Source organism: uncultured Plantibacter sp. (assembly GCF_963518075.1).
Classification (GTDB): domain Bacteria; phylum Actinomycetota; class Actinomycetes; order Actinomycetales; family Microbacteriaceae; genus Plantibacter; species Plantibacter flavus_A.
Genome location: NZ_CAUQHZ010000005.1, coordinates 114,228 through 138,480 on the forward strand (window position 1 = coordinate 114,228; position 24,253 = coordinate 138,480).

22 protein-coding genes are annotated in these 24,253 nt (G+C 71.3%); 8 read left to right on the forward strand and 14 right to left on the reverse strand.

Features of this window, described 5'->3' with window-relative positions; translation table 11 throughout:
- Positions 1 to 97: 97 nt before the first annotated feature.
- Complete coding sequence (locus RWN05_RS08365) at positions 98 to 1,246, reverse strand: ROK family protein (protein ID WP_314139246.1); 1,149 nt, start codon at positions 1,244 to 1,246, stop codon at positions 98 to 100.
- Between the two features lie 138 nt (positions 1,247 to 1,384).
- Here RWN05_RS08365 and RWN05_RS08370 point away from each other — a divergent pair, with 138 nt between their 5' ends.
- Positions 1,385 to 1,858 (forward strand): GNAT family N-acetyltransferase, encoded by a 474-nt coding sequence (locus RWN05_RS08370; protein ID WP_314139247.1) that lies wholly within the window; start codon positions 1,385 to 1,387, stop codon positions 1,856 to 1,858.
- A 92-nt stretch (positions 1,859 to 1,950) separates the two neighbouring features.
- Here RWN05_RS08370 and RWN05_RS08375 read toward each other — a convergent pair whose 3' ends face one another.
- Positions 1,951 to 2,562 carry a hypothetical protein gene (locus RWN05_RS08375; RefSeq protein WP_064295001.1) on the reverse strand — a complete coding sequence of 204 codons (612 nt, stop codon included), beginning with the start codon at positions 2,560 to 2,562 and terminating at the stop codon, positions 1,951 to 1,953.
- Positions 2,563 to 2,694: 132 nt separating this feature from the next.
- On the opposite strand from RWN05_RS08375, the gene RWN05_RS08380 reads away from it, so the two are divergent.
- Complete coding sequence (locus RWN05_RS08380) at positions 2,695 to 3,198, forward strand: metallophosphoesterase (protein WP_314139248.1); 504 nt, start codon at positions 2,695 to 2,697, stop codon at positions 3,196 to 3,198.
- A 6-nt stretch (positions 3,199 to 3,204) separates the two neighbouring features.
- Here RWN05_RS08380 and RWN05_RS08385 read toward each other — a convergent pair whose 3' ends face one another.
- From RWN05_RS08385 to RWN05_RS08420, 8 genes are all read right to left on the reverse strand, one after another.
- Positions 3,205 to 3,855 (reverse strand): hypothetical protein, encoded by a 651-nt coding sequence (locus RWN05_RS08385; RefSeq protein WP_314139249.1) that lies wholly within the window; start codon positions 3,853 to 3,855, stop codon positions 3,205 to 3,207.
- Positions 3,856 to 4,001: 146 nt separating this feature from the next.
- Entirely contained in the window at positions 4,002 to 5,135 is a 1,134-nt protein-coding gene (locus tag RWN05_RS08390) for a Gfo/Idh/MocA family protein (protein ID WP_240555542.1), read from the reverse strand.
- Complete coding sequence (locus tag RWN05_RS08395) at positions 5,120 to 5,815, reverse strand: ThuA domain-containing protein (RefSeq protein ID WP_079003216.1); 696 nt, start codon at positions 5,813 to 5,815, stop codon at positions 5,120 to 5,122. Before RWN05_RS08395 ends, RWN05_RS08390 begins: the two co-directional genes overlap by 16 nt.
- A gap of 49 nt (positions 5,816 to 5,864) precedes the next feature.
- Positions 5,865 to 6,818 carry a carbohydrate ABC transporter permease gene (locus RWN05_RS08400; RefSeq protein WP_314139250.1) on the reverse strand — a complete coding sequence of 318 codons (954 nt, stop codon included), beginning with the start codon at positions 6,816 to 6,818 and terminating at the stop codon, positions 5,865 to 5,867.
- The gene (locus RWN05_RS08405; protein ID WP_071258845.1) at positions 6,818 to 7,744 is read right to left on the reverse strand and encodes a carbohydrate ABC transporter permease; all 927 of its coding nucleotides are present in this window, start codon (positions 7,742 to 7,744) and stop codon (positions 6,818 to 6,820) included. Before RWN05_RS08405 ends, RWN05_RS08400 begins: the two co-directional genes overlap by 1 nt.
- A 7-nt stretch (positions 7,745 to 7,751) precedes the next feature.
- Positions 7,752 to 9,062: an extracellular solute-binding protein gene (locus RWN05_RS08410; RefSeq protein ID WP_314139251.1), complete on the reverse strand. Its 1,311-nt coding sequence runs from the start codon at positions 9,060 to 9,062 to the stop codon at positions 7,752 to 7,754.
- Between the two features lie 50 nt (positions 9,063 to 9,112).
- Positions 9,113 to 10,303: a Gfo/Idh/MocA family oxidoreductase gene (locus RWN05_RS08415; protein ID WP_314139252.1), complete on the reverse strand. Its 1,191-nt coding sequence runs from the start codon at positions 10,301 to 10,303 to the stop codon at positions 9,113 to 9,115.
- Positions 10,304 to 10,529: 226 nt separating this feature from the next.
- Positions 10,530 to 11,576, reverse strand: a complete 1,047-nt coding sequence (locus tag RWN05_RS08420; RefSeq protein ID WP_314139253.1) for a LacI family DNA-binding transcriptional regulator — start codon at positions 11,574 to 11,576, stop codon at positions 10,530 to 10,532.
- Positions 11,577 to 11,763: 187 nt separating this feature from the next.
- Here RWN05_RS08420 and xylA point away from each other — a divergent pair, with 187 nt between their 5' ends.
- From xylA to RWN05_RS08435, 3 genes are all read left to right on the forward strand, one after another.
- A complete protein-coding gene (gene xylA, locus RWN05_RS08425; RefSeq protein WP_064295008.1) occupies positions 11,764 to 12,954 on the forward strand; it encodes a xylose isomerase in 1,191 nt (396 codons plus the stop codon).
- Between the two features lie 130 nt (positions 12,955 to 13,084).
- Positions 13,085 to 14,512 carry a xylulokinase gene (gene xylB / locus RWN05_RS08430; RefSeq protein ID WP_079003220.1) on the forward strand — a complete coding sequence of 476 codons (1,428 nt, stop codon included), beginning with the start codon at positions 13,085 to 13,087 and terminating at the stop codon, positions 14,510 to 14,512.
- Between the two features lie 133 nt (positions 14,513 to 14,645).
- The gene (locus tag RWN05_RS08435) at positions 14,646 to 15,689 is read left to right on the forward strand and encodes an NADPH:quinone reductase (RefSeq protein WP_314139255.1); all 1,044 of its coding nucleotides are present in this window, start codon (positions 14,646 to 14,648) and stop codon (positions 15,687 to 15,689) included.
- A gap of 25 nt (positions 15,690 to 15,714) precedes the next feature.
- Here the strand turns inward: RWN05_RS08435 and RWN05_RS08440 are convergent, their stop codons facing one another.
- Genes RWN05_RS08440 through RWN05_RS08455 form a run of 4 tightly spaced genes read right to left on the reverse strand, consistent with a single transcriptional unit; the run spans position 15,715 to position 21,068 of the window.
- A complete protein-coding gene (locus tag RWN05_RS08440) occupies positions 15,715 to 16,827 on the reverse strand; it encodes a glycerate kinase (protein WP_314139256.1) in 1,113 nt (370 codons plus the stop codon).
- A gap of 4 nt (positions 16,828 to 16,831) precedes the next feature.
- On the reverse strand, positions 16,832 to 17,884 hold the full coding sequence (locus RWN05_RS08445) for a M24 family metallopeptidase (RefSeq protein WP_314139257.1): 1,053 nt from the start codon (positions 17,882 to 17,884) through the stop codon (positions 16,832 to 16,834).
- Positions 17,881 to 19,041: a Gfo/Idh/MocA family oxidoreductase gene (locus RWN05_RS08450; protein WP_314139258.1), complete on the reverse strand. Its 1,161-nt coding sequence runs from the start codon at positions 19,039 to 19,041 to the stop codon at positions 17,881 to 17,883. The genes RWN05_RS08445 and RWN05_RS08450 overlap by 4 nt, the downstream gene beginning before the upstream one ends.
- Positions 19,038 to 21,068: a DUF6807 family protein gene (locus tag RWN05_RS08455; RefSeq protein ID WP_314139259.1), complete on the reverse strand. Its 2,031-nt coding sequence runs from the start codon at positions 21,066 to 21,068 to the stop codon at positions 19,038 to 19,040. Before RWN05_RS08455 ends, RWN05_RS08450 begins: the two co-directional genes overlap by 4 nt.
- Positions 21,069 to 21,194: 126 nt before the next feature.
- Here RWN05_RS08455 and RWN05_RS08460 point away from each other — a divergent pair, with 126 nt between their 5' ends.
- The 3 genes from RWN05_RS08460 to RWN05_RS08470 are packed head-to-tail and all read left to right on the forward strand — an operon-like array spanning position 21,195 to position 24,216.
- Positions 21,195 to 22,163 carry an NAD(P)-dependent oxidoreductase gene (locus RWN05_RS08460; protein WP_314139260.1) on the forward strand — a complete coding sequence of 323 codons (969 nt, stop codon included), beginning with the start codon at positions 21,195 to 21,197 and terminating at the stop codon, positions 22,161 to 22,163.
- Positions 22,164 to 22,177: 14 nt separating this feature from the next.
- The gene (locus RWN05_RS08465) at positions 22,178 to 23,119 is read left to right on the forward strand and encodes a 5-dehydro-4-deoxyglucarate dehydratase (protein ID WP_314139261.1); all 942 of its coding nucleotides are present in this window, start codon (positions 22,178 to 22,180) and stop codon (positions 23,117 to 23,119) included.
- Between the two features lie 2 nt (positions 23,120 to 23,121).
- A complete protein-coding gene (locus tag RWN05_RS08470; RefSeq protein ID WP_314139262.1) occupies positions 23,122 to 24,216 on the forward strand; it encodes a mandelate racemase/muconate lactonizing enzyme family protein in 1,095 nt (364 codons plus the stop codon).
- Positions 24,217 to 24,253: the final 37 nt, after the last annotated feature.

Sequence of the window (24,253 nt, forward strand, 5' to 3'; positions counted from 1 at the left end):
GTGATCTCGCGCCAGCGCACCGCGCTGACGCCGGGTGAGCACATCTCGCGTCAGCGCAGCGCGCTGACCACCAGGCCGACAGCCCCCAGGGCGACGATCACCAGGCGGCGGGGTCCGCGATGAGTCGATCGAACGCGAGTTCCGCGGCACCGATGAGCAGGAGGTCCTGGCCGAGTTCCGCACGAACGATCGTGACGTCCTCGAACGGCGGGACGAGCGCCCGCTCACGGACCGCATCGTGCAACTCCTCCGACGCCAGTTCGAGCACGATCCCGAGATGACCACCGAGGACGACGAGTTCGGGGTCGAGGATGTTCACCGTCCCGGCGAGCGCCCGTCCGAGCGTCCTGGCCTGCCGGACGACCTCCTCCCGCATCGCCCCGGCCGGATCGGCCGCGATGCCCTCGGCGAGCGCCGCTTCGAGGACCGCGTCGTCCCCGGCGGCGAGACCGGCGACACGAAGGAGCTCGCTGCGTCGCACGGCGTCTTCGAGCGCATTGCCGGCGGTCGTCGCCGAGGTGTGGCCGAACTCCCCCGCGTAGCCGCGCGCACCACCGACGGGTCGGCCGCCGGCGATGATGCCACCACCGATACCGCTCGCGCCACCGTTCAGGTAGACGAGGTCGTCGATACCGCGGCCCGCCCCGAAGGTCCGCTCCGCCCGGGCGCCGAGACTCGCGTCGTTGGCCGCGAACACCGCACGACCGGTCGCGGCACGCAGCCGTTCGACCAAGGGCTCGTCGACCCACCCGAGGTGCGGTGCGAGCCGGACGACCCCGTCGGCGTCCCGGACGAGACCGGGGACCGCCAGCCCGATCCCACCGCCGCCGCGAGCTTCTTCGGGCAGGCGGTCGGCGAGTTCCGCGACCAGTTGCGCGATGATCGCCGTCGCCTCGGCCGCCGTCGGTGTCGTGTCGACCTCGCGACGCACGCGCTCGAGGACCTCGCCGCCGAGTCGCACGGCCGCCACCGTGATCGCGTCGAGTTCCGGGTTCGCTGCGAAGGCGACGGCTCGCGGGCCGGCGGAGACGAGTGGCGACGGCCGGCCGACACCCTGCCCACCGACCGGGACGGACTCCGTGACGATACCGATCGAGGCGAGTTCCGTGACGAGCGCGGCGACCGTGGACCGGTTGAGCCCGGTCGTCCTCGTGAGCGCCGACCGCGACTGCACGCCGCCCTGATGCACGAGCTCGACGATCCGGCCGAGGTTGCGACGGCGCACCGAGTCGAGTCCGCTCCCCATGCCGGATCCGCACGCTGGACCCGCCCCGGCCGCTGTCGACTCGCTCACACGCACACCCTCTGCTCGATCCCTCCAGTGTCCCCTATCCGAGCACACGCCGGTTCGCCCGCCTCCGGCCGCGGATGGTTGACTGGACGGATGCCCGCCGCCTGGACACTCCGCCCCGCCACCATCGACGACTCGACCTGGATGGCCGAATTGCGTGCCGTCGTCATGCGACCCGACCTCGAGCGCCTCGGCCGCTACGACGAGACCCGTGTGCGTCAGCGCTTCCTCGGCGGATATCGACCGGAACACACCTCGGTGATCGAGGTCGAGGGCATCACGGCCGGGCTGGTCGCCCTCCGCCCGGAACCCGACGAGCGGTGGCTGGAGCACTTCTATCTGGCGCCCGAACACCAGGGCGCGGGCCTCGGTACCGCAGTGCTCGCACGGCTCCTGGCCGACGACGGCGACCCGCGCCCGTTCCGCCTGAACGTCTTGCAGGGCAGCCCGGCCCGCCGCCTCTACGAGCGCCACGGCTTCACGCTCGAACGCGAGGACGAGGTCGACGTCTGGATGGTCCGCGGCGCGGGAGCAGGAGATCGGCACGGTGGCAGGACGTTCGGCTGAGTGACGTCCTGCCACCACGCGGATCTCCTCCTGCGACGCCGGCACCGGCACCGGCACCGGCTAGCGGGTGAGCAGCGCGACGCCCGAGCAGCTCAGGCGGGCTGGCGGACCGTGGTGACGATGTCGACGAGGTGCGGGTCGGCCGGCGCGGAGCCGAAGCCGAAGCGCACGGGCGGGTCGAGTCGGGCGAGGGTGCCGAGGTCGGCACCGGACCAGCTCGCGGTGGCGGCGGTGATGCGGCGGGCGCCGGTCACGCCGTAGTACTCGCGTCGACCGTTGCCCGCGGAGCCCGCCGTCCGGGCGCCGGGTTGGAGCACGCGGGCGAGGGGGTCGATCGTCTGCAGCCAGACGGGGTTCACGGCCACCGGTTTGGGGACGACCCGGAGCGCACGACCGAGCGGAGAGCTCCCGCCGATGCGGAGGGTCGTGTCGAGCGGACCGCCCACGAAGCGGAGCCCCGTCGGTAGGCGGGTCCAGCCGACGGTGCCGATCTCGACGTCGTCGAAGGTGTACGTGGAGGAGATGAAGTCGGCGATCTCCTGGGTCGGCGCGAGCAGCAGGCGTTTGCCGCGGGAGTCCTCGATCATCGCGTCGGCGAACGAGCCGAACGGCGAGGTGGACCAGAGCCCGAGGACGATGCGGACGCCACCCGTGGTGCCGTAGCCGGCGATCCTCCCGGAGAAACGAAGGTCGGTTGCGGGCATGGGATCACCCTAGTCGCCCCTCCTGCGGGAGTGTCCGTGAACGGGGGTCCACGGCCCGGCCCCCGTGCCGGTGGACAGGCGCGGGAGCACCACCCGGTTGACGAGGTCGGCGCGATCCGCTTCCGTGGGAACATGCCGACCTCGCTGCTCCTCCTCGCCGACACCCACCTGCCGAAGCGGGCGAAGGTCCTGCCGGACGCGGTCTGGGCCGCCGTCGACGCAGCAGACGTCGTCGTCCACGCGGGTGACTGGGTCGACGAGGCGACCCTCGACGCCCTCGAGACCCGAGCTGCCCGCCTCGTCGGTGTCTTCGGCAACAACGACGGCCCAGGTCTCCGCGCGCGCCTTCCCGAGGTCGCGCGCTTCGAACTCGACGGACTGCGGTTCGCCGTCGTCCATGAGACGGGGGCGGCGACCGGTCGCGAGCGACGGGCCGACGAGGCCTTCCCCGACACCGACGTCCTGGTCTTCGGACACAGCCACATCCCGTGGGACTCGGTCTCGCCCACCGGCCTGCGTCTGCTCAACCCCGGGTCGCCGACGGACCGCCGTCGTCAACCGGAGTGCACGATGATGACCGCTCGGGTCGAAGACGGCGCGCTCAGGGACGTCCGGGTCGTCCCGGTCTCCCGCTGAGGCGGATCAGCCGCAGTACTCGCTGTCGATCTTCGCTTCGTCGCGGACCACGATGCCGTCGACGAGGTCGTCGGTCACGGAGAAGTTGATCCAGTGTCCGGCGTCGTCGGTGACGGCGTAGAAGACGGCGTACTTGCCCTGCTGCTCGGTGAGCGCCGGGTAGGCGGCCCGGAGTTCCTCGAGGGTGGATCCGACGCCGACGCCCTCAGCGGTCTTCGGTGAGGCGGCGACCGCCGCAGCCGCAGGCCCGCCCCACGCCTGCAGGACGATCTGGCCCACGACGCCGGTGCTCTGCGGATCGGGGAGCCAGACGGAGGGCAGCCCGTCGGCGGCGTAGGCGGTCACCCACGGGCACGCCTCCTGCATCGCGACGGTGAAGGCGGTCATGAACGACGCCGTGCCTTCCATCGGCGCACCGACCTCGATCGGGCCGAGCCCGGTGAACGACACGATCCAGGACGCGGGATCGGCGAGGTCGGGACCGGTGGATGTCGGCGTCGGCGTCGGCGTCGGTGTCGGCGTGGCCGTCGTGGTGACGGTCTCGGTCGGTGCGGGCGTCGATGCTCCCGCGCCGCCCGAGCATCCGGCCAATGCGAGTGCTGCTGCGATCGCCAGGACGGTGCCGACCGGACGTCGGTGTGCTCGTGTGAACGACATCATTCCCCCAAATGTGTGCTCGGATCAGCCCATCCTCGCACACCATCCGGTCCCCTCCCGTGCCCGCGAACTGTCACTCCGACACAGTTCCAGCCGTCCGGACCAGCGCCGAGTGACAGTTCGCGGGCAGGGGGAAGGGGAGGAACTCAGGCGACGGAGGCGGGCTGCAGCACCGGCGCCGGGCGGGGGACGGTGCTCGTCAGTTCCACGACGCGGTGCTCACGACCGGCGACGATGATCGCCTCCATGATCTCCAACACGTGGAACGCGAGGTCACCCGATGCCCGATGCGGTCGGTCCTGTTCGATCGCCTCGGCCAGGTCCGACAGGCCCACCCCGCGCCCGGCGTCGACGAAGCCGGCGCTGTCGGGGACGGCACGCCAGGTGCGGTCGTCGGCCGTCGCGATCTCCACCGGGTCCGAGAACCGGTTCGGGTCGGGCACGGCGACCGTCCCGCCCGTCCCGTAGACCTCGAAGAGCGGCGCGCGGCTCGCCCACACCTCGAACGAGACCGTCACGGTCGAGACCACCCCGTTCGCGTGCTCGAGGATCGCGGTGACGTGCGTGTCGACCTCCTCGTGCACCGGGATCGGCGTCCCGGCCAGCGCTCCGGTCGCGACCGACCGCTCACGATCCGACCGCGCGACCGCGCCCGACACCCGCACGACGGGACCGAAGAACGACACGAGGCTCGTCAGGTAGTACGGCCCCATGTCGAGGAGCGGTCCGCCACCCGGCTGGTAGTAGAACGCGGGGGCCGGGTGCCACAGCTCATGTCCCGGGGCGCTCCAGGCGACGGCTGCGGCGATCGGCCGACCGATGGCGCCGCTGTCGAGCACGGCGAGCGCCGTCTGGACCCCGGACCCGAGGACGGTGTCCGGCGCGCTGCCGACGCGGAGGCCCTTCGCCGCCGCGAGCTCGAGCACCGGTCGCGCCTCGGCGGTCGACAGCGCGAGGGGCTTCTCCCCGTAGACGTGCTTGCCGGCCTCGAGGGCCCGGAGCGCCACCTCGGCGTGCGCGGCCGGGATGGTGAGGTTCAGGACGACGTCGACCTCGGGGTCGGCGAGCAGTTCGTCGACGCTCGACGACCGCACGCCCTGTTCGGCGGCGACCTCCGCGGCGCGGGCGAGGTCGAGGTCCGCGACGACGACGAGCTCGAGGTTCGGCAGCTTCGGGAACTCGGCGAAGTACTGCTTCGAGATGTTGCCGACGCCGATGACGCCGACCCGGAGGACGGACCCTCCGGTGCTCTCCAATGGCCCGTTCAGCGCGCTGCCCACAGCAGGCCCCTTTCGATGATGGTGCGGACGTTCGGGTCTTCGACGATCTCGATGCGGTGGCCGGGCGCGGACACGAAGATCCTGCCCTTCCCCCACTGGCGGGTCCAGATGGCGGGCGCCGTGACGGGACGGTTCCACGCGTCCCAGGGCCGCACCTCCTGCGTCGTCGTCGCGAGGACGTCGTTGTACTCGTCGCTCAGCACCCAGTACTGCTCGGTGACGAGGTCGAAGTCCTCGATCCCCTCGGTGATGGGGTGCGTCCGGCCGTACTCGGTGATGTGGACGGTGTAGGGGATGTAGTTGTCGGACTGCTCCCCCGTCCGCTCGGCCGGGTCCTTGCCGGCGTGGTGCGCGAACTGGCCACCGATCATGTGGAGGTAGTCGGCGTTGTTGCGGTACGAGTCCGCGATCCCGCCGTGCCAACCGGCCATACCCGTCCCGTTCAGGACGGCGCGTTGCAGGCCGGCGAACTCCTCCGGCTCGATGGTGTTCATCGTGTTGATCTGCACGATGAGGTCGACCGTGTCGAGGTAGTCGGTGTCCGTGTAGACGGTGGTCCCGTCCTCGACGCGGACGGTGAACCCGCTCGCCTCCAGGAAGGGGATGAAGGCCGCGGTCGTCTCGACGGGCATGTGCCCGTCCCAGCCGCCTCGCACCACGAGCGCCTGCTTGTCAGTCATGTGTTCCTCTCAGGGGGTGGTTCGGTCTCCGGTCGACTCGCGACCGGCACTACTTGCTGAAGCCGGCGGTCATGCCACTGATCAACTGGCGTCGGCCGAACAGGTACAGGATGAAGATCGGCAGGGTCGACAGCACCACGGCGGCGAGCACGGCCGGCACGTTCACGCTGAACGAGCCCTGGAACGTCCACAGCGACAACGGCAGCACCCGGTTGCTCGGCGACTGCGTGAGCACGAGCGGGAACAGGAAGCCGTTCCACACGTTGAGCGCGTTGTAGAGCGCGACCGTGACGATCGCCGGCCGGGCGAGCGGGAGGACGAGCGAGACGAGGGTCCGCCAGCTCGACGCGCCGTCGACCGTCATCGACTCGAACAGCTCTTTGGGGATGTCGCGGATGAAGTTCGACAGGATGAGCACGGTCACGGGCACCGCGAAGCCGATCGACGGCAGGATCAGCGCCAGGAGGGTGTCGTAGAGTCCCGCCTTGCTGAGCATGTAGAACAGCGGGATGATCGTCGCCTGCAGCGGGATCGCGAGGCCGAGCAGGAAGAACGAGAACGCTCCCCGCGTGAACCGGGAGTTGGTGCGCACGATCGCGTACGCGGCCATGAGGCAGACGAACACGGTGACGGCGACGCTCGCGACGGTGATGACGACGCTGTTGCCGAGATAGAGGAAGAAGTCGCTCTGCAGGACGAGGGCGTAGCCGTCGAGGGTCGGGTCGGTGGGCGGGATGAGCTGGTTGCTCGAGAAGAACCCGGCCTGCGGGCGCACGCTCGTGATGACGATGTAGTAGATCGGCAGCACGATGATGAGCAGCCAGATCCATGCGCCGATCCCGCCGATGATGTTCGGCTTTCGGCGGGCACCGCGGGGGCGCCTGCCTCGCGTCTCGTGCTCGGCCGGGCGTCCGCGCTTGGACCCGGCGGTCGAGACGCTGACCGTGTCGAGGCTCCCGGTCGGGAGCGCACCGGGCTTCGTGAGTGGGTTGGTCGCTGACATCAGAGGCCCTCCTGCTGACTGTCCATCTTGGCGAAGCCGCTCAGTTTGGTGAGCAGCAGGGCGATGGCGAGACCGATGACGGCCAGGATGATCGCCATGACGCTCGCCTGCCCGAACTGGCTCGCGGAGAAGCCCGTCACGTACATGAGGATCGGGAGGATGCGGGTGCCCGCGCTCGGAACGCCGCCGGTGAGCACGAAGATCACGTCGAAGTAGGTGAGCGAACCGATGATCATGAGCGTGGACGACGTCACGAGCGTGTACCGCAGCTGCGGGAGCGTGATGTGGAAGAACTGCTTGACCGTCCCCGCACCGTCGATCTCGGCGGCCTCGTAGAGGGACGCCGGGATCTGCCGCACGCCACCCTGGAACAGGAGCGTGTGGAAGGGCACGAACTGCCACGCGATGATGAAGATCACGACGAAGAGCACGAGCTGCTGGTTGCCGAGCCAGTCCTGCTTGAGGAACGGGATGCCGAGCGACGCCGACAGGCCGAAGTTCGGGTCGAGGATCGCCTTGAACGCGATGGCCGTCGCCGCCGACGACAGCAGGAGTGGCAGGAAGAAGATCGCGCCGAGGACGGCCCGGTTGCGCTGCTTGCCGGCGGTCCAGGTCCCGAGCAGCAGGCTGATCGGTGTCTGGACGATCCAGGAGATCACGATGACCTTGAGGGTGAGGACGAGCGCGTCGATCGCGACCGGGTCGACGAGGACCGAGGCCCAGTTGTCGAGGCCGACCCACGCGGGGTCGGTGATCGCGTCCCAGCGGGTGAAGCTCAGGTACAGGGCGACGATGAGCGGGATGATCGCGAAGACGAGGAAGAAGCCCAGCGCCGGCGCGACCATCCAGCCACTGGGGCCGGTGCGGCGGCGCATCGCTGCCGCACCGGCCCCTCGGGCCCCGTTCAATGGACGGGTGACGGTCATCGGGAGATCACTGTCCGATCGTCTTGTTCATGTTGTCGGAGAACTCCTGCGGGGTGATCTGCAGGTTGAACAGCTGGTCGAGGTTCGTCAGCAGCGCGGTCGCCTGTGCCGGCGGGAGCGCCTGGTCCCACGACATCTGGAAGTTCTTGGCGTTCTTCGTCAGGTCGTAGACGGTCGTGCCGAAGTCGCCGCCGGCGTCCGCGATCTCCGAGTCGATGTCGGTGATGGGCGGCACCTGGCCGGCCTTCACCATGCGGTCGATGTAACCCTTGTCGAACACACCCTCGGTGAGGTACTTCAGCGCGCTGGCCTTCTGCTCCTTCGTCGCCGAGGCGGAGATGGAGAAGTACCCGGACGGGTTGCCGACGATGTTCGACGGGTCGCCCTTGCCACCGGTGACAGCGGGGAAGGTCGTGTAACCGAGCCCCTTCTCGGCGAACTCGGCCGCCTGCTGCTTGAAGGTCGTCATGACCCAGGCGCCCTGGAGCATCATCGCGGCCTTGCCCGTGTAGAGCAGGGCCACGTCGGCGTTGCTGTCGGCGGTGACCGAGGCGTAGCCGTCGACGAACGCGCCGGCCTTCACGAGCTCCTGGATCTTCTCGTTCGCCTCGATGATGCCGGGGTCGCTCCACGCGTCGGCCTCGCCAGCCATGATCTTGTTGAAGGCCTCGGGTCCGGCGACGCGGTCGACGAGGTACTCCTCCCACATGAGCGACGGCCACTTGGAGGCACCGGCGAGCGAGAACGGGGCCACGCCTGCGGCCTTGAGCTTGGGGATGGCGTCGACGATCTCGTCGAAGTTCGTCGGGACCTCGACCCCGGCGGCCTTCAGGACGTCCTTGTTGTAGTAGAACATGATCGGCGTGGTGGCGTTCATCGGCACCGCGTAGACCTTGTCGTCGATGACGCCCTGGTTCCAGACGGACTCGAGGAACTTGCCCTTCGCGTCCGCGGTCTCCGAGGTGATGTCGGCGACCTTGCCGGCGTCCACATAGGAGTTCAGGGTGCCGCCCGCCCAGCTGTAGATGATGGTCGGAGCGCTGCCCGCGCCGACGGCCGTGCGGATCTTGGTCTTGTAGGCGTCGTTCTGGAAGTAGGTCGCGGCGATCTGGCCATCGGCGTTGGCGGCGTTCCACTCCTTGAGCGACGGGCCGAGGACGGTGTCCTCGTCGGTGCCGGTGAGGCCCCAGAGGGTGGCACTGCCACTCGGGGCACCGCCGCCGCTGGAGCAGGCGGTCGCGCCGAGCATGAGGGCCGAGACGCCGAGGGCGACTGCGGCCAGTCGGGTCCGACGGCGGGATGAAGTACGAAGCGTCATTGCGTTCTCTCCTTGGTGGGTGCTGCTGCTGATGGTGCGATGGGGACGGATCAGTCGGTGGGTGTCCAGGCGCTGCCGTTCGCGGCGCTCGACTCGACGGCTCGCAGGACCCGCTGGACCTGCAGCCCGTCGGCGAAGGACGGCTCGGGATCGGTGCCGGCGGTGATGGCCTGGACGAGGTCGCGCACCTGGTGCGAGAACGGGTGCTCGTAGCCGATGCCGTGGCCGGTCGGCCACCAGGCGGCCATGTACGGGTGCTCCGGCTCGGTGACGACGATGCGCGTGAAGCCCTGCTTGCCGGCAGGAGCGGTGGCGTCGTACACCTCCAGCTCGTTCATCCGCTCGAGGTCGAAGGCGATGGCTCCGCGGGAGCCGCTCAGCTCGATGCGGAGCGCGTTCTTCCGGCCGGTCGCGTAGCGGGTGGCCTCGAAGGCACCGATCGCGCCGTCCGCGAGTCCGCCCGTGAGCTTCGCGGTGAACCAGGCGGCGTCGTCGACGGTGACCGCGCCGCGTTCCTCCGAGGCGGTCCCGCTCAGGCCGACGGTCTCACCGAGGAGCGGTCGCTCGGTGACGAAGGTGGCGAGCGTCCCGCTGACGGTGTCGAGTCGGGCGCCGGTCAGGTGCTGCACGAGGTCGATGGCGTGCGCGCCGATGTCACCGAGCGAGCCGGAGCCGGCCTGATCCTTGTCGAGGCGCCACGTCATCGGGCCCTCCGCGTCGCTCAGCCAGTCCTGGAGGTAGAGCGCGCGGATCTGGCGGACGTCGCCGAGCGCGCCCTCCGCGATGAGCTGGCGGGCGTAGCCGATGGCGGGCACACGACGGTAGCTGAAGCCGACCATGGAGCGGACGCCGCGGGCCCTCGCCGCCTCGGCCGCGGCGACCATCAGCTCCGCCTCCTCGACGCTGTTGGCGAGCGGCTTCTCGCAGAGGACGTGCTTGCCGGCTTCGAGGGCGGCGATCGCGATCTCGACGTGCGACGAGCCGGGCGTGCAGACGTCGACGATGTCGATGGACGGGTCGGCGATGACGCTCCGCCAGTCGGTCGAGGCCGACTCCCAGCCGAACTTCACGCGGGCCGCTTCGAGTGCTTCGGCGTTGCGGCCGACGATCGTGGCCATGACCGGTTCCGCGTCGAGGTCGAAGAAGCGCGGTGCGGTGCGCCAGGCCTGCGAGTGTGCGGCTCCCATGAAGCCGTATCCGATCATCGCGACCCGGAGTTCCGGCCGTCCGCTTCCCTCCATGTGCAACGCTCCCGAGCTGCTCGCGCAGCTGCGGCCCCGGGGTTCCGGATCGCTTCGCTGCGGTGCCCTGAAGCTAGCCCCGCCGCACGATTCCCCGCAACTTCCCCATCACCTATTGGAAACTTTTCGCACCCATCGCCCACCAGCCCTTCCCACCCATACCCGCGAACTGTCGCTCCGGCACAGTCCCGACCGCCGGGACGAGCGGCGAGTGACAGTTCGCGGGCTAGGGGGCGGGCGGGGCAGCGGTCGAACCCCGGACGACGAGGGAGGTGGCGAGGTCGAGGCGGATGTTGTCGACCGTCTCGGAGCGGAGCTTCAGCACCAGGCGGGTCGCCTCCTCGGCCATCTCGATGAGCGGCTGCCGGATGGTCGTGAGAGCCGGGCCGACCCACTTGGCCGGCGGGACGTCGTCGTACCCCACGACCGACAGCTGCTCCGGGATCGAGATCCCGAGTGAGCGCGCCGCCTCGTAGACACCGAACGCCTGCATGTCGTTGCCGGCGAAGATCGCGGTCGGTCGGTCCTCGAGCTGCAGCAGTTCGAGCGCAAGGACGCGCCCCGCCTCCGGGATGAACTCCCCGCGGCGCAGGATCGTCTCGTCGAGCGGGATCCCGGCCTCCTCGAGCGCGGACCGGTAGCCGGAGACCCGCGCCCGCGAGCACATGAGGTCCTGCGGGCCCGAGATCAAGCCGATCCTGCGGTGACCGAGCTCGATGAGGTGGCGCGTCGCGGCCATCCCACCGGACCAGTTCGTGGAGCCGATGGCGGCGACCTCCGGGCCCGGGTCCCCCGCCGGGTCGACCACGACGACCGGGATGTTGCGCGTGTGGAGCTGGCGCCGGTACGCCGGGTCGATGTCCGAGAACACGAGGATGACCCCGACGGGCTTCCGCGAGATGATGCTCTCGACCCAACCCTCGCCGGTCGAACGCCGAGCGCCCGTCTCGGTGAGGGTGACGCTCATGCCGTGCTGGCGCGCGACCTTCTCGACACCGCGGATGATCTCGAGCGACCACGAGCTGTCGATGTACTCGAAGACGAGCTCGATGAGCGAGCCCTGCGCGAGCTCGGCACCGCGGCGACTGTACCCGTGGCGGTCCAGCAGCCGTTCGACGATCTCCCGGGTGTCCGGCGACACCCCCGGCCGCCCGTTGAGCACCTTCGAGGCGGTCGACACCGACACGGAGGCCTCCCTGGCGATGCGCGACAGGGTCGCGCGCCCGCCACCGGCACCGGGTCCAGCGGTCTGCACCGCGAGGTCGTCGCTCATCCGAGTCCTCCGATCCCGCTCCGTCTGGCCGGGCGGCCGTCTCTCCAGCGAGAAGTTCTGCCCATGCTAACGAAATATTTCGCGACCTTCGACCGGTGACGCGAGGCCGACGATCTGCTACTCTCGGTTATAAGTTGTGGTTAACAACAAATCATCCACTCACCAACGACGTTGAAGGACTGCACGCATGAGCCTCACCCCCACCAAAGCCGATCGGTTCTCCTTCGGCCTCTGGACGATCGGCTACAACGGGACCGACCCGTTCGGCGGCCCCACCCGCCCCGACCTCGACGTGGTCGAGGCCGTCACCCGCCTGAACGACCTCGGCGCCTACGGCCTCACCTTCCACGACGACGACCTCTTCGCCTTCGGCTCGACCGACGCCGAACGCCAGAAGCAGATCGACCGCCTCAAGCAGGCCCTCGCCGACACCGGCGTCATCGTGCCGATGGTGACCACCAACCTGTTCAGCGCGCCCGTGTTCAAGGACGGCGGCTTCACCTCCAACGACCGCGCCGTCCGTCGCTTCGCCCTCCGCAAGGTGCTCCGCAACCTCGACCTCGCCGCCGAGCTCGGTGCCAAGACCTTCGTCATGTGGGGCGGCCGCGAGGGCGCCGAGTACGACTCCGCGAAGGACGTGCAGGCGGCCCTCGAGCGCTACCGCGAGGCCGTCAACTTCCTCGGCGACTACGTGACCGACAAGGGCTACGACATCCGCTTCGCGATCGAGCCGAAGCCCAACGAGCCCCGCGGCGACATCCTGCTCCCGACACTCGGCCACGCGATGGCGTTCATCGAGACCCTCGAGCGCCCGGAGCTCGTCGGCATCAACCCCGAGGTCGGCCACGAGCAGATGGCGGGCCTGAACTTCACGGCCGGTATCGCCCAGGCGCTCTATCAGGGCAAGCTCTACCACATCGACCTCAACGGCCAGCGGGGCATCAAGTACGACCAGGACCTCGTCTTCGGTCACGGCGACCTGCAGAACGCGTTCTCGCTCGTCGACCTCCTCGAGCACGGTGGCGTGAACGGCGGCCCCGCGTACGACGGCCCGCGTCACTTCGACTACAAGCCGAGCCGCACCGAGGACATCACCGGCGTGTGGGACTCCGCAGCCGCCAACATGCGCATGTACCTGCTGCTCAAGGAACGCGCCGAGGCGTTCCGCGCCGACCCCGAGGTGCAGGAGGCGCTGGCCGCCGCCCGCGTGCCCGAGCTGCGCGAGCCGACGCTCAACCCCGGCGAGACCGTCGAGCAGCTGCTCGCCGACCGCTCGTCGTACGAGGACTTCGACGCCGACGCCTACTTCGGCGGCAAGGGCTTCGGGTTCGTCCGCCTGCAGCAGCTGGCCGTCGACCACCTCATGGGCGCGCGCTGACCGACACCCGCGAACCTGGCGTTCCGTCTCCTGATCCGAGAGGATCGGGGGCGGAACGCCGTTCCGCGTTCCACCCCCACAGCAGACCCGGCGGTCACCCGACCGCCCACCACCGAGAACAGGGAGAGCGATGACGCTCGTCGCCGGCATCGATTCGTCCACCCAGAGCTGCAAGGTCGTCATCCGCGACGCCGAGACGGGAGCACTCGTCCGCGAAGGACGCGCGGCGCACCCCGCAGGCACCGAGGTCGACCCGGCCGCGTGGTGGCAGGCGCTGCAGGAGGCGGCCTCCGCCGCAGGCGGATTGGCAGATGTCGCCGCGGTGTCGGTCGCGGCCCAGCAGCACGGCATGGTCGCGCTCGACGTCGACGGACGCGTCATCCGTCCGGCACTCCTCTGGAACGACACCCGGAGCGCGCAGGCCGCGACGGACCTCATCACGGAGTTCGGCGCTGCGGAACTCGCCCAGCGGACCGGGTGCGTCCCCGTCGCCTCCTTCACGATCACGAAGCTGCGCTGGCTGCGCGACGCCGAACCCGCGAACGCCGCCGAGGTCGCCGCCGTCGCGCTCCCCCACGACTGGCTGAGCTGGCGTCTGCGCGGCTTCGGCCCAACCGACGAGAGCCCACTCGGCGCGGACCTCGCCGAACTGACGACCGACCGATCCGACGCCTCCGGCACCGGGTACTGGTCCCCCGCCGACGGCGAGTACGACCGCGAGCTGCTCATGGCAGCGCTCGGCCACGATGCGATCCTCCCGCGCGTGCTCGCGCCGGAGGAGTCGGCCGGGACCGGTGTCGACGGTGGCCTCATCGGGCCGGGCACCGTCATCGGGGCGGGCGCCGGTGACAACGCCGGAGCCGCCCTCGGGCTCGGGGCGACGGCCGGCGACGTCGTCGTGTCGATCGGGACGAGCGGGACGGTGTTCGCCGTGACGCCGGCCGTGGTCCGCGACAGCTCGGGCACCGTCGCCGGGTTCGCCTCGGCCGACGGCGCGTTCCTGCCGCTCATCGCGACGCTCAACGCCGCCCGGATCCTCGACGCGGTGGCCGCGCTACTCGGCGTCGACCACGCGGAACTCGGTCGACTCGCGCTCGAGGCCCCGGCCGGGGCGCGCGGTCTCGTGCTCCAGCCGTACTTCGAGGGTGAGCGCACCCCGAACCGGCCGGACGCCACGGCGACCCTCTTCGGCATGACCCTGGAGTCGACGACGCGGGAGGGGCTCGCCCGGGCGGCGATCGAGGGGCTGCTCTGCGGACTCGCCGACGGTCTCGACGCGGTGCTCGCGCAGGGTGTCACGGCGGAACGGGTCCTCCTCATCGGCGGAGCGGCGCAGAACCCGGCGGTGCAGGCGATCGCGCGCGAGGTCTTCGACGTGCCGGTCGTCGTGCCGGCACCCGGGGAGTACGTCGCCGACGGCGCAGCGGTGCAGGCGGCCTGGGCGCTCAGCGGGACCCGTCCGGTGTGGACTGCGGTGGGGGCCGGCGACGGTGCGGTTCAGGCGGTCGCCGCCGACGCGTCCGGGATCGCCCGGGAGCAGTACGCCGCCCGAGCCTGAGGCGGTTCCCGAGGCGACCTCCACCGGTCCCGGGGCCGACCTCCGCCGGTCACCGAGCCGACCCCCACCGGTCACTGAGCCTGTCGAAGTGCCACCACGGAATCTTCCGCGGGGCGGAGACGTTGGCGACGGTATGCGATCGATCGTCTACTCCACCAACGGTGACCCGTCCGTCCTCCACCTCGTCGAGCGCGAGCTCCCCGAGCCCGGCCCCGGCGAGGTCCGCGTCAAGCTCGCGTTCTCCGGCGTCAACCCGACCGACTGGAAGACCAGGCGCGGCGGCGGCCCCTCGGGTGGCATGCCCTTCCCCGAGGTCGTCCCGAACCTCGACGGCGCCGGCGTCATCGACGCGGTCGGCCCCGCTGCCGGCGACGCGGCGACCACGACCACCTTCGCCGTCGGCGACCGCGTCTGGGTGTACCTCGCTGCACACGAGAGCCCGCTGGGCACGGCCCAGGAGTTCACGGTCCAGTCCGCCTCCCGTGTGGTCCCCCTGCCCGACGCCGCGTCCTTCGAACTCGGCGCCAGCCTCGGTGTCCCCGCGATGACCGCGCACCGTGCACTCACCGTCGCGCAGGATGGTCCGACCCGCCTCACCCCCGGTGCCCTCGACGGTCGGACGGTCCTCGTCCAGGGTGGCGCCGGCGCCGTCGGCAACGCCGCGATCCAGCTCGCGCGCTGGGCGGGCGCGACGGTCATCAGCACCATCAGCAGCGACGAGAAGGCCCGCCTCGCGACCGCCGCGGGAGCGCACCACGTCGTCAACTACCGCGAGGGCGACACCGCCGCGGCGATCCACGACGTGGCACCCGACGGCGTCGATCTCGTCGTGGAGGTCGCGATCGCGCAGAACCTCCCCCTCGACCAGGCGGTCCTCGCCCCGCGTGGCACGGTCGTCAGCTACGCCAACAACGGCGGTGACTCGATCACGCTCGACATCCGTCCGCACATGGGGCTCAACACGCGGCTCCAGTTCATGCTGCTCTACACGGTCGGCGATGCCGCGCTCGACGCGGCCGCCGAGGACATCACCGCCGCGATCGAGGACGGCGCGCTCCACGTCGGCGAAGACCACGGTCTGGCGCTCACGGTGTTCCCGCTCGCCGAGACGGCTGCGGCCCACGCCGCCGTCGAGGACGACACGGTCGGGAAGGTCCTCATCGACGTCACCGCTTGACGTACGTCACCGCCGGGTGACGTGATCAGGGGCGGTACTGGGTGGCCAGTGCCGCCCCTGCCGCACGCAGGTGGACGAGCGGTTCGGCCATCGCCGCCTCGACGCCGCCGGCGAGCTCCGTGAGCGAGGCCGCCGCGAGGAAGATCCCCTCGGTGGGCGCCTGGATCGCTCCGGCGACGAGCATGGTCCGGTCCGCCGCGAGCCCCGCGACCCAGGATGCGACCTTGCCGTCGGCCGTCTGGTCGTCGAAGCGGCCCTCGCCCGTGATCACGATCGACGCCGCGGCGGCCGCTTCCGTGAGGGCGATCGCCTCACCGACACCACCCGCGCCCGAGGTGGCGGTGGCGCCCCACACGAGGAGGCCGAAGCCCGCACCGCCCGCGGCACCGGCGCCGGGTTCGACCGCTGCCGCGTCAGCGAGGTCCTGGCCGAAGGCGTCCTGGGCTCGACGCGCGAACCGCGCGAGGTTCGCGTCGAGGACGGTGACGTCCGTGGCGTCTGCCCCCTTCTGCGGTCCGAACACCGCTGCGGCACCGCGGTCGCCGAGCAGTGGGTTGGTCACGTCGCTGAGGATGACCGCACCGTCGGCCGGCAGCGCACGGAGGCCGGTGGTGTCGATCCGGTCCAGGGTCGCCAGCCCCGCATTGCCGTGCGCCGTCGAACCGCCGTCGGCGTCGATCAACCGGGCGCCCAGCGCGGACAGGAGTCCGGCTCCACCGTCCGTGCTGGAGCTTCCGCCGATCGCGAGCAGCAGTCGTCGCGCACCGTGATCGAGCGCGGCTGCGATGGCCTCGCCGAAGCCGACGGTGTGCGCCGCGAACGGCTGTAGGGGGTCGAGGAGGGTCAGCCCGCTCGTCTGCGCCAGTTCCACGACCGCGGAGCCGTCGGGCAACTCGAGCCATTCAGCGTCCACCGCGTCGCCGACCGGGCCGGTGACCGTGATCGGGTGCCGACGCGCACCCGGCACGGCGGCCGCGAATGCGTCGAGCGTGCCCTCACCGCCGTCGGCCATGGGAAGCGACTGCAGGAGGTCATCCGGCCGGACGGTCCGCCACCCGTCGGCGATCGCCTCGGCGACCTCCGCGGCGGTCGCCGTGCCCTTGAACGAGTCCGGTGCGATGACGATGTGCTGGGTCATGTCTTCAGCCTCCCACGGTGGACGGGATCTGGTGGGTCGAGGCCGAGCTCGTCGTCAGCACCTCGACACCGTCCGGCGTGACCACGACGGTGTCCTCGACCTTCACGCCGGGTGCGGTCGGGTTCCAGGCGAAGGCCTGCCAGGGCTGGACTACATCGCTCGCCTCAGGCGTGGCGCGCGGATCGCGTCCCGCGTAGCCGGCCGCACCGCCCTGATGGTGTTTCGTCCACTCCTCGACGTCGAAGCCCTGCTCGGCGTAAGCGGCACTCCCCGTCCGGAGGATGTCGGCGAGCGAGGCACCCGGAACAGTGGCGTCGAGATAGGCACGTTCGACGGCCCGGATGCGCTGCATGCCGGTGGCGAACGGCTCGGCCGGGGTGCCGCCCTCGTCGAACCACCGCGTGAGGTTCACGATGAGCCCGTCGCGGCGGCCGCAGGCGACGACCATGGCCCGGGAACCGAGTCGCCCCTCGGTCGGTAGCGGGTGCCGATGGGCGAGTCTGTGCTCCCCGGCGACGAGGAGGACGAGTGGGTCGATCCCGGCCGCGACGAGGCGCCCGGCGAGGTCAGCCGCGACCTCGCGTTCCGTCCAGGCAGGAGCGACCTCGTCGACGAGCGTCTCGAGCGCCGACGTCGTCGCCCGCCCGAGCGAACGGAACCGCGAGAGTTCGGCAGGGAGGAGCGACGCACGCGCCGCCCGAAGCTCGGCGGCGACGTCGGACTCCTGCAGCACCCCGTCCCCGCTCGGCAGCACCGTGTCGATCGGCGTGTGCCACGGCACCGTCCGAACGCGGATGTCGGGCAGCTCCTCGGCCTGCAGCCGGTCCACCTCGTTGGAGGTCGCGACGAGCCACGCGTCGCCCGGCGAGACCACGACCGCGACGATCGGGTCGGCCGCGAGACTCACATGGACGCGCGAGCCGTCGAGGTACCAGCTGACCGCGGCGGCGGACCGCAGCACGATCGTGCCTGCTCCGCGGGCCTCCAGGAGCGACACGAGCCGGGCGTGCTTGCGCCGGCGGTCGTCCTCGTCCGGCCCGGGTCGCTCGTCGTTCATCGCCGGGCCCAATCGGCCTCGAGTTCGGCGAAGGTGCTGCCGGTGGCGGCCGCTTCGGCGACGAGCTCCTCGATCCTCGGGATCACCGGGCGGCGCTCGTCGCCCGTCCCGAACCACTCGACGAGATCAGCGGGGATGGGGTGCGGCGCTGGGGCCGATCGGACCGCGTCGAGGACGGCGGTGAAGGCGGACGCGTCGGCCAGGGAGCTGACGAGTGCGGCGTCCTGACCCGCCCGGACCGCCTCGCGCGCGCGGAGGAGGTCGGGGAGCAGCTCGGTCCGGCCTGTGGTCCAGCGTCGCCGGGTGACGCCGTCGACGACCACCTCGACCTCGTCGCGCGTGTAGTGGAACCGGATCGAGCCGAGCTCCCCGTGCACCGTGACCACCGGGTCGGTCGTCGCCTGCGCGCACAGGGTGAGCGCCGCCGTCATGACCGGACCGCGCTGTGGGGTGATGCGGACGACCGAGGTGTCGTCGGCCTCGATGTCGTTGGCCCGGTACTGGTCGAGGTCGATGGTGGCGATCGCCGCGCGGTCGGTCGCACCGCCGAGCCGCAGCATGGTCTGGACCGCGTGAGCGAGGGGGTTGGTGACGACACCGTCCACGACGGGCACACCGTCGAGCGAGCGCCTGCCCGACCATGCGGCACGCGTCCAGTACCCGACGGTGCGGACCCAGGTGCCCCTCGCCTCGAGCGCTGTCACGGCCCCGATCTCCCCGCTGCCGACGATGACCGCGATCTCGCCGATCGCATGTGATCCGAGACTCTGGAACCCGACCTGCACGAGCCCGCCGGTCCGGGCGGCGGTGGCCTCCAACCGGTCGAGTTCGTCGTTCGAGGTCACCGGCGGCTTCTCGAGCAGGACGTCGGCGCCGTGCTCGAGCGCGGTGACGGCGAGATCCAGGTGCGTGTGGATCGGGGTCGAGAGGATGACCACGTCCACCCGCCCGGCGGCGAAGCACTCCTCGAGTGAACCGCGGAGCGGCGCGTCCCCGGTGGCGCGGTCCTCCTCGGTGAAGGTCCGGTCGACGAGGCCGACGAGGTGGATCGCGCCGGTCGCGGCGAGCGCCCTGGCTGCCGCCACGTGGCTGGCGCCATGGCCGTGGATCCCGACGACCACGACGGTCGGGGCGGTGGTGTGGTCGGTGCTGGTCATGCGTCACTCCCTGTGCTGCGCAGTTCGGTACTGCGCGGTTCGGTGCGGCGTTCCTCGGCGGTGAGGAGCGCGCGGTGGATGGCGTCCGCCTGCTCCGCGTCCAGGGCGCCGTCGACGACGACCGCCTCCAGACCGGTGACGAGCGGGGTGTCGGCGGTGATGGCGGTGCGGCTGGTGGCGGCGAGCGAGACCCCGACTCCCGGGTACTCGGCCGCACGGAGGAACCAGGGGAAGGCGTTCGCTGCGGGCTGCCGGAACAGGACGGTCGTGGGGCGTCGAGCCGGTGTCGGGGCGGACTCGGCCGCGTCACCCGTCTCCGGGTCGGCGCCCCCGTCGGCGTCGAGGACGAAGGCGACCCACGCCGCACGGGAGCCGTGCGCGGTCGACTCCCCTGGCCCCTCCGCGCTGAGGACGGACCGTCCGGCGTCCGCGGGCAGCCGCCAGAACCATCCGCCATACCCGGCGCCCTCACGACCGTTCGTGGCCGGCGATCCGATCGTCACCGTCGATCCCGCCGTGTGGAGGACGCTGGAGACGGCGACGCGGAGCGCCGACCTCCCGCTCCCGACATCGGATCCGGGCAGGGCGAACGCCTCGACGACCGTGCTGCGCGACTCCCGCAGCTGCGTCGTCCCGTCGCGCCCGACCCAGTCGAGGGTCTGACGCAGCACACCGGCGTCCACCTCGGTCTCGGTGACGCGCTGGGCACCGTGGTTGTCGAGCATCGTCGACCCCTGCCCGGCGACGTAGGTGCGACCGCCCCAGTACGAGACACCGTCGACGTCGGCGACGGCCATCGAGAGACCGACATGGTGGGGGTGGTCGTCGGGAGCGGACTCCGTGACGACGGTCCCGCCGAGCGAGGTGACGGGATGCGCGAACGGTCGCGGGGCGTCGGTCGGTCCGAGGCCGCTGCCGTCGTGGAGGGCGAGGACCTCGCGGTCGCCGAGCCGGGCGGTCAGCTCCGGTGACGTGGGGTGCTGCTCGGTTCCGTGCCAGACCGGTGGACTCGCGGCCGGGCGCGCTGCGGTGCTCTCCCGGGCGACGAACCGCGGTCGGAAGACGAGCGGGTGTCCACCGTCCGCGCCGCCGATGGTGTCGCGCAGTCTGCTCCACGCCTCGGCACCGAGCTCGCGCCGCGGGACGGACACCGTGCTGAGCGCCGGCACCGCGAACGCCGCGAACGGGATGTCGTCGAAGCCGACCACACTGAGCGCCGAGGGGACGGACACACCGGCACCGCGGAGCGCCGAGACGAGCCCGAGGGCGACGAGGTCGTTGAAGGCGACGACGGCGGTCGCGTCGTGCTGCACCACCGTCTCGACGACCGCCGCGCCGTCCACCAGCGCAGAGCCGGCCGTCACGATGTCGACGGAAAGATCGCCGAGGTCCGAGCGGGCACGGGTGATACCGACCCGCCGGAGGCGATCGCCCTGGCTCGCGGCGGGCCCCGCGAGGTACAGGATGTGCCGGTGCCCGAGTGCGTGCAGCTCGGCGAGCACCTGCTCCATGCCGCTCGCGTAGTCGATGGACACCGACGGAACGGGCGAGTCGGCGAGCTCGCGGTTGACGAGCACGACCGGGTGCAGCTCCGCGAGCAGCGCTCGAAGCTCCGGCTCGGCCAGGCGGGGTGAGCAGAGGACGATCGCGTCGCAGCGACGACGGGCTTCGCGGGCCGCCGCCGCCTCGTCGGCCGGGTCCTCCTCGGTGTCGGTCACGAGGACGCGGTAGCCGTCGGCCGCCGCGGCCCGGGTGACCCCGCGCAGGATCTCCTGGAACATCGGGTTCTCGAGGTCGGGCACGACGACCCCGATGGTGTTCGTGCGGCCGAGCGACAGGCTTCGGGCCAGCATGCTCGGCCGATAACCGAGGGCGTCGACTGCGGCGAGGACGCGGTCGGCGATCGCCGCGTCGACGGTGGCCTTGCCGTTGAGCACGCGCGACACGGTGGCCTTCGAGACGCCCGCCTGCACGGCGACGTCCGAGATCGTCGGCGTCGGGCCAGCAGTGGGGAACCGGTTGCTCATTCGTCCTCGTCCAACTCGTCATGGGTGGTGCCGTCGTCAATCATCCTATAGGCTCACCCCGAGAAACCGGTTTCTTGGTCGGCGCGGTCGGCCTGGTCGACCCGGACGTGGTCAGAGAGGACACCGATGCGCATCATCGTCACCGGCGGCGCAGGACGACTCGGGCGGAGCGTCGTGAGCGCCCTCACCGAAGCAGGCCACGAGGTCGTCTCCGTCGATCGGACCGACCCCGGGATCCCCGGCGTCGAGGGCCGGACCGCGGACCTCCTCGACCACGACGCCACCCATGAGCTCTTCGCCGCCCTGCGGCCCGACGCGGTCGTGCACCTGGCGGCGATCGCCGTGCCCTTCAGCGCGCCGGAGCACGTCATCCTGTCGACCAACCAGACGCTCGCCTTCACCGCCCTCACCGCGGGGATCGCCGCCGGAGCCACCCGGCTGCTGGCCGCGAGCAGCCCGACCGTCATCGGCTACGGCGCCCCGCACGGGTGGACGCCCGAGGCGCTCCCCATCACCGAGGAGCACCGGGTCGCCCCGTGGAACGCCTACGCGCTGTCGAAGGTCGCGATCGAGTCGACGGTCGCGATGCTCGCCCGAGCCCACGGCGACGCCGTCGTGACCGGCGCCTTCCGGCCGTGCTTCGTCGTCTCCCCGGAGGAGTGGGAGGGCGCACCGACGCAGCAGGGGCACACCATCGTCGACCGGCTCGCCGATCCCGCCCTCGCAGCCGTGTCCCTGTACAACTACGTGGACGCGCGCGACGCAGGTCGCTTCGTCGCCGCCTGGATCGATCGCGCGGAAGCCCGGCACTCCGGTGAGATCTACTTCGTCGGTGCCGACGACGCACTTGCCCTCACGCCCCTGTCCACCCTGCTGCCCGCTCACGTCCCGAGCACCGCCGGATTCGCCGACGGACTCGTCGACCGAGCCGCCGCCTTCAGCAGCGCGAAGGCGACCGCCCACCTCGGGTGGCGGCCGGAGCACGACTGGCGATCCGTGCTCAGCCCCGCCGAGGCGGCCAGGCTCACCGATCTGCTCGCCGCCGACACCGGCCGGCCGGCCACCATTCCTGTTCCAGCCCCAGCCCCACGATGACGAGGACCTCCACCATGCCAGCACCGCTCGCCTTCGACGGCGTCCTGTACTTCCCGATCACCCCCTTCGACGCCGCGGGCGAGGTCGACCTGGGGCTCCTCGGCACCCACCTCGAGTCGCGACTCGAACACCGCCCCGGAGGGGTGTTCCCCGCCTGCGGCACCGGCGAGCTGCACGCGATGTCGCCGTCGGAGGCCGCCCGCGTCGTCCGGCGGACCGTCGAGGTCGTCGACGGCGCCGTCCCGGTCATCGGTGGCGCCGGAGGAGGCGTGGCGACCGCGAAGGAACTCGCCGCGGCGGCCGAGGAGGCGGGAGCCGACGCGATCCTGCTCATGCCGCCGTACCTCGTCTCCGGGCCGGCGGCCGGACTGCAGGCGTACGTCGAGGACGTCCTCTCGGCGACGAGCCTCCCGGCGATCGTCTACCACCGGAACAACGCCCGGTACACGACGGCGACGATGCGCCACCTCGCGCGCAACCCGCAGGTCGTCGGCTTCAAGGACGGCGTCGGCGACGTCGCGGCCGCCCAGGACATCGTGCTGGCGGTGCACGAGGAGGGCCGAGACGACTTCGCCTTCTTCAACGGCCTCCTCACCGCCGAGCTCACGCAGGCCGCCTACCGCGGCATCGGCATCCCGCTCTACTCCTCGGCCGTCTTCGCCATGCTGCCGGAGCTCGCGACGCTGTTCTACCGCGCGTACACCGAGCACGACGAGCCGCTCCGAGAACGCCTGCTGCGCGAGTTCTACCGCCCACTGGTCGCCCTCCGCGACGAGACCCCCGGCTTCGCCGTGTCGCTCATCAAGACCGGCGTCCGGCTCGGTGGCCTCCCGGTCGGTTCCGTGCGATCGCCCTTCGTCGATCCGACCCCCGAGCAGACCGACCGCCTGGAGGCGCTGCTCGCGACCGGCGCCGACCTCGTCGCCGAGCACGCGACCCTCGCCACAGGGCGCTGACGATGCCGGGGATCGCCTCCATCACCACCTCGCTCGGCCGGTTCACCATGCCGCGCCCCTGGGTGCCCGAGGCGCCGTGGCTGCGTCTCATCCGCGTGGACGTCGTCGACGACGAGGGGGCGACCGGCTCGGGCTTCACGTGGACACCGACGATCGGAGCGACGGCCGTCCGCGCGCTGCTCGACGACGACATCACGGCCGCCGCCCTCGGAGCGACGACCGACCCCGAAGCGCTCTGGCCCCGACTGTGGGCGCATCTGCACGAGGCCGGTGGTGGCGGGATCACCACGATCGCGCTCGCCGGGCTCGACACCGCGCTCTGGGACCTCCGTGGGCGACGGGCCGGTCTCGGGCTCTCCGACCTCCTCGGCCGTCGACGCGACACGGTCCGGGCGTACGGCAGTGGCGTGAACCTCCACCTCGACGCCGCCTCGCTCGCCGCGCAGGTCGAGCGGTGGATCGCGGCGGGCTACGACGCCGTCAAGATCAAGGTCGGTAAGCCAGACCTCGCCGAGGACGTCGACCGTGTGACGATGGTGCGCGAACTGCTCGGACCGGACCGCCGGCTCATGATCGACGCGAACCAGCGCTGGGACGTCGACCGCGCGGTCTCGTCCCTGGAACGGCTCGGCGTCGTCGACCCGGCGTGGATCGAGGAGCCGCTGCGCTCCGACGACACTGCGGGGTACGAACGGCTGCGCCAGGCGACCGACATCCCGATCGCGCTGGGCGAGAACGTGCACACGATCCACCGGTTCCGCGACCTCGTCGACCGTGGCGTCGCCGACGTCCTGCAACCGAACGTGGTGCGCGTCGGCGGCATCACCCCCTTCCTCGCGATCGCCGCGCTCGTCGACGACGCCGGGCTGACGCTCGCGCCGCATCTGCTCCCCGACCTCTCCGGGCAGCTCGCCCTCGCCCTCCCGCAGCGCACCGAGGTCGAGGACGTCGAGGACGCGGGCTTCGTGGCGATCGGCGCCATCGATCCGCCCGGACCGGTCACCGTCGCGGACGGACTGGTGCAGGTCGAGCAGCGACCCGGCCTCGGATTCGTGATCCGCGACCGGATCGCCGAGAGCGCTCCCGTCGCGCACTGACCCCGTCCGCCGCCCGATCCGCCACTCGCCCGATCTC

Bases quoted from the DNA above. Each gene is read 5' to 3' on its own strand.
- RWN05_RS08415 (WP_314139252.1), bottom strand. From the start codon at position 10,303: ATGGAGGGAAGCGGACGGCCGGAACTCCGGGTCGCGATGATCGGATAC.
- RWN05_RS08375 (WP_064295001.1), bottom strand. From the start codon at position 2,562: ATGCCCGCAACCGACCTTCGTTTCTCCGGGAGGATCGCCGGCTACGGC.
- RWN05_RS08365 (WP_314139246.1), bottom strand. From the start codon at position 1,246: ATGGGGAGCGGACTCGACTCGGTGCGCCGTCGCAACCTCGGCCGGATC.
- RWN05_RS08460 (WP_314139260.1), top strand. From the start codon at position 21,195: ATGCGCATCATCGTCACCGGCGGCGCAGGACGACTCGGGCGGAGCGTC.
- RWN05_RS08435 (WP_314139255.1), top strand. From the start codon at position 14,646: ATGCGATCGATCGTCTACTCCACCAACGGTGACCCGTCCGTCCTCCAC.
- RWN05_RS08400 (WP_314139250.1), bottom strand. From the start codon at position 6,818: ATGTCAGCGACCAACCCACTCACGAAGCCCGGTGCGCTCCCGACCGGG.
- RWN05_RS08465 (WP_314139261.1), top strand. From the start codon at position 22,178: ATGCCAGCACCGCTCGCCTTCGACGGCGTCCTGTACTTCCCGATCACC.
- RWN05_RS08445 (WP_314139257.1), bottom strand. From the start codon at position 17,884: ATGAACGACGAGCGACCCGGGCCGGACGAGGACGACCGCCGGCGCAAG.
- RWN05_RS08410 (WP_314139251.1), bottom strand. From the start codon at position 9,062: ATGACGCTTCGTACTTCATCCCGCCGTCGGACCCGACTGGCCGCAGTC.
- RWN05_RS08440 (WP_314139256.1), bottom strand. From the start codon at position 16,827: ATGACCCAGCACATCGTCATCGCACCGGACTCGTTCAAGGGCACGGCG.
- RWN05_RS08395 (WP_079003216.1), bottom strand. From the start codon at position 5,815: ATGACTGACAAGCAGGCGCTCGTGGTGCGAGGCGGCTGGGACGGGCAC.
- RWN05_RS08370 (WP_314139247.1), top strand. From the start codon at position 1,385: ATGCCCGCCGCCTGGACACTCCGCCCCGCCACCATCGACGACTCGACC.
- RWN05_RS08450 (WP_314139258.1), bottom strand. From the start codon at position 19,041: ATGACCAGCACCGACCACACCACCGCCCCGACCGTCGTGGTCGTCGGG.
- RWN05_RS08420 (WP_314139253.1), bottom strand. From the start codon at position 11,576: ATGAGCGACGACCTCGCGGTGCAGACCGCTGGACCCGGTGCCGGTGGC.
- RWN05_RS08405 (WP_071258845.1), bottom strand. From the start codon at position 7,744: ATGACCGTCACCCGTCCATTGAACGGGGCCCGAGGGGCCGGTGCGGCA.
- RWN05_RS08470 (WP_314139262.1), top strand. From the start codon at position 23,122: ATGCCGGGGATCGCCTCCATCACCACCTCGCTCGGCCGGTTCACCATG.
- xylA (WP_064295008.1), top strand. From the start codon at position 11,764: ATGAGCCTCACCCCCACCAAAGCCGATCGGTTCTCCTTCGGCCTCTGG.
- RWN05_RS08385 (WP_314139249.1), bottom strand. From the start codon at position 3,855: ATGTCGTTCACACGAGCACACCGACGTCCGGTCGGCACCGTCCTGGCG.
- RWN05_RS08380 (WP_314139248.1), top strand. From the start codon at position 2,695: ATGCCGACCTCGCTGCTCCTCCTCGCCGACACCCACCTGCCGAAGCGG.
- xylB (WP_079003220.1), top strand. From the start codon at position 13,085: ATGACGCTCGTCGCCGGCATCGATTCGTCCACCCAGAGCTGCAAGGTC.
- RWN05_RS08455 (WP_314139259.1), bottom strand. From the start codon at position 21,068: ATGAGCAACCGGTTCCCCACTGCTGGCCCGACGCCGACGATCTCGGAC.